Annotated in this window: 3 protein-coding genes and 2 pseudogenes; all 5 read right to left on the bottom strand. The window is 62.9% G+C overall.

Translation table 11 applies throughout. The features are described from left to right. A pseudogene (locus tag ON31_RS37635) lies at window positions 1-347 on the bottom strand (hypothetical protein); the annotation flags it as partial. 23 nt (window positions 348-370) lie between these two features. Continuing rightward, a pseudogene (locus tag ON31_RS38255) lies at window positions 371-508 on the bottom strand (IS5/IS1182 family transposase); the annotation flags it as partial. 170 nt (window positions 509-678) lie between these two features. Then, a complete protein-coding gene (locus ON31_RS37080; protein ID WP_147287189.1) occupies window positions 679-1,242 on the bottom strand; it encodes a chymotrypsin family serine protease in 564 nt (187 codons plus the stop codon). A gap of 171 nt (window positions 1,243-1,413) precedes the next feature. Continuing rightward, entirely contained in the window at window positions 1,414-1,698 is a 285-nt protein-coding gene (locus ON31_RS29645) for a hypothetical protein (RefSeq protein ID WP_115061636.1), read from the bottom strand. Window positions 1,699-1,942: 244 nt separating this feature from the next. Beyond that, window positions 1,943-2,683 (bottom strand): hypothetical protein (locus tag ON31_RS37075; protein ID WP_157533811.1); only part of this gene is annotated, 741 nt, incomplete at its 5' end.

The raw sequence follows: 2,683 nt of genomic DNA, 5'->3' as shown, positions 1-2,683 counted from the left end.
ACAGCGGCCTTACTCGAACCGGGGTCCTTAAGGACCTGGGTCGGAGTAGGGCCGCTTTTCGGTTTCTGATCTGCATGGCTTTGAGGTGTGGCGGCAGGCCGTACGCAGGCGGGGCGGGTTCCGGCGGCATGGTGCAGGTCGGCGAATGGTTGGTGAAGCTGGTCGCGGGAGACGCCGCCGACATCGAGGTAGAACCGCTGGAAGAATGTCTGGTTGAGGTGGCGACGGACTGTGTCGGTTCTGGTGCGGTAAAGCTGGGCCGGGTCGAGCTGAGGCTTCCCCGCTTTCTCGGAGTAGCTGGTCAGTCCGCCGGGGGGAACGTCCGATCGTGTGATCGGCGGGTTCATAGCCCGCTCACCGAGTCGGTGGCCGCGTCGGCGGCGTGCTGATGAGCTCGCACGACCGTGGAGTCGACCGAGACGACCCAGTCCAGGTTGCCGGTGGTGTCGGCCAAAGCCAGCAGAGCGGTCAGCACCCGATCCCAGGTGCCGTCGGTGGCATAGCGGCGGCAGCAGTAGCTCCAGCAGTTCCCACTGCTTGTCGGTCAGCACCTGATATCGATCATCGATCACGGTCGCCACGGCGGCCATCGATTCACTCCATTAGGAGACAGGACCTAGTCCGGCCCTCGACGAGGCTGGGATACAAGTCATCCAAGGCCCGTTGAATCGGATAGAATTAAGCGCGGTTGTGGTGCGAATCCGTTGGTGCCGAACATGATTCGTCGAATGGCATTGACCCGAGGGCGAAGCTGAGATTCCTACTATTCATACCCACGAGTCGACTGCCGTGGAAGACGGGGGCTACCGAGTCGCTGGACAGCGAGCAGGTCTGATTGAGGATCATCGCGGTGCCCATGTACCGCCCCCACACCAGACCGCGATCCAATCCACTGGATGCGCTTGGCTTGCAGACGGTCTCGCCCGGAGCGGATTCGGCCCCGATCTCCTGCGGCCTTCCTGTTGGTGGTGCGACCGCGGGGCCGAACGCCAGTACCACGTAGTCGAGAATATGGTCGGGCCGAACGACCTCTCCGACGACCGTCGTCTCGCTCCTCGTTCTGAGTCGGATCTGATGGCCGGTCTCCGCACAGTGCCCAGCCGTTACTCCGACCACGGATTCATAGCGGTCGTATCCGATCATGGTGAGCGTGCAGGTCTTCGAGCCGACGATAACTTCCGATCCCGCAGCCATGGCGGCCCCAGCGAAGATTCGAAAGAACGCGGTCGACGACGCTGCCATCTAGTTACTCTCGAGGTCCTCTCCGAGCTGCTCGGCCTGGCCGGTCCCGTTCCCTGTTTGTAGGGCGTGCATCAGCAGGGCCGACCTTCTCGATCTTCCACTCGCCGCCGTCGAACACGAACGGGACTTCGGCCTTCTGCGGGTTTTCCTCGCCGTTGATCGCGACACGGGTCACGGCGCTGACGCGGCCCTCACCGCCGGCTTCACCTCGACCACCTGATAGGTCATCACCGGGGTACCGGGTCGGCCGATCGTCTTCGGGTCCGTCAGCTGTGGCGCGGCCCCACCCTGGAACAGACCGCGCTGCTCGGCGGGCGGGGTCTTCGGGTCCACGGCCTTGGTCAGCTTCCCGTTCAGCTCGGCGACCGAGGACAGGTAAACCGGGACGTTGGGGCTCGGCGCGTTCGGTGCCGGAGTCACCGTGCCGGGCGTACTGGATTGCGCAACGGCGAACATCGTGATTCCAATGCTCGCACCTGTCAGCGCCACGCCCGCCGCCACGCGGGGAGAGCGGCTCTACGCTTTCTAACAGGAACTCTGGTACTCATACGTTCTGTTGATCCTTCCCAGATTCTGCCTGTGATCTCACCCTTGCCCGGGTACTGCCACCAGAACGCAATGTCACCCACACAAGGGCTGCGCGAGTGCTGCTCGGTCGAGCGAGGTCCGAGACACTTGGAGTCGGGACAGCGCAGTTTCGTTACCCGCACCGCACAGTATGTGCGCGGTTGGTGGGAAGGATGCTGGTGATCGTGATGAAGCTGGAGTCCCCGCGCCGCAGGCTCGCCAGCGTGGATTGATATCGCCAGTTGGCCAGCTCCAGCGTCGTGCCTTTGCATATCTCGTGATCGAGGTCGAATTCGCTCATTCTGAGCACTGCCCGGTCGTCGTTGGGATAATGGACGATGTAGACGGCACCGTCTTCGAAGGTCGCCGAAATCGGTACATCACCATTGATCGGGAGTTCGACGGACCGCGCTTGAGGCTCGCCTGTCAGACTCACCGAGACGAGGCTGCCTTCTCTGGTCACCCAGTACAGCACGCCGTGGTGGACTCCCCATGCTTTCGATTGGATGTCACCGGGGAACCGGGGAACCGTCCTATCGGAAATAGGTTGGGGTCCACCGTCGCCCGCTATCTCGAGCAACCGGTAGTCGGTTTTGGAGTCGGCGGGCACGATCGCGTATCCGCGATCGAGTTCCGCTGTGTCACCGCACAACAGCGAGCTTTGTGATCGCGCCATCGTCGGCCCGGTGTCGTACGGATGGCCGAGTTGGACTCCTCCGTCGTCGGTCCAGCGATTCAGTCGCACTGTCGACGGGCTCGCGCTATAGGCCGCGGCGAGCCATCGAACCTCACCGGCCCGGCAGATCGACAGCCCGGAGATATCACCTTCGACATACTCTCGGAACGCTTGTCCGGACGATGACACTCGGACCAG

The organism is Nocardia otitidiscaviarum NBRC 14405, assembly GCF_000308635.1.
Lineage (GTDB): Bacteria > Actinomycetota > Actinomycetes > Mycobacteriales > Mycobacteriaceae > Nocardia > Nocardia otitidiscaviarum.
Note: the sequence above shows the minus strand (reverse complement) of the source record. Positions and strands in the feature narration are given on the sequence as shown.

Excerpts from the sequence above, each read along its gene's own strand:
- ON31_RS37080 (WP_147287189.1), bottom strand. The coding sequence starts at position 1,242 with ATGGCAGCGTCGTCGACCGCGTTCTTTCGAATCTTCGCTGGGGCCGCC.
- ON31_RS29645 (WP_115061636.1), bottom strand. The coding sequence starts at position 1,698 with ATGTTCGCCGTTGCGCAATCCAGTACGCCCGGCACGGTGACTCCGGCA.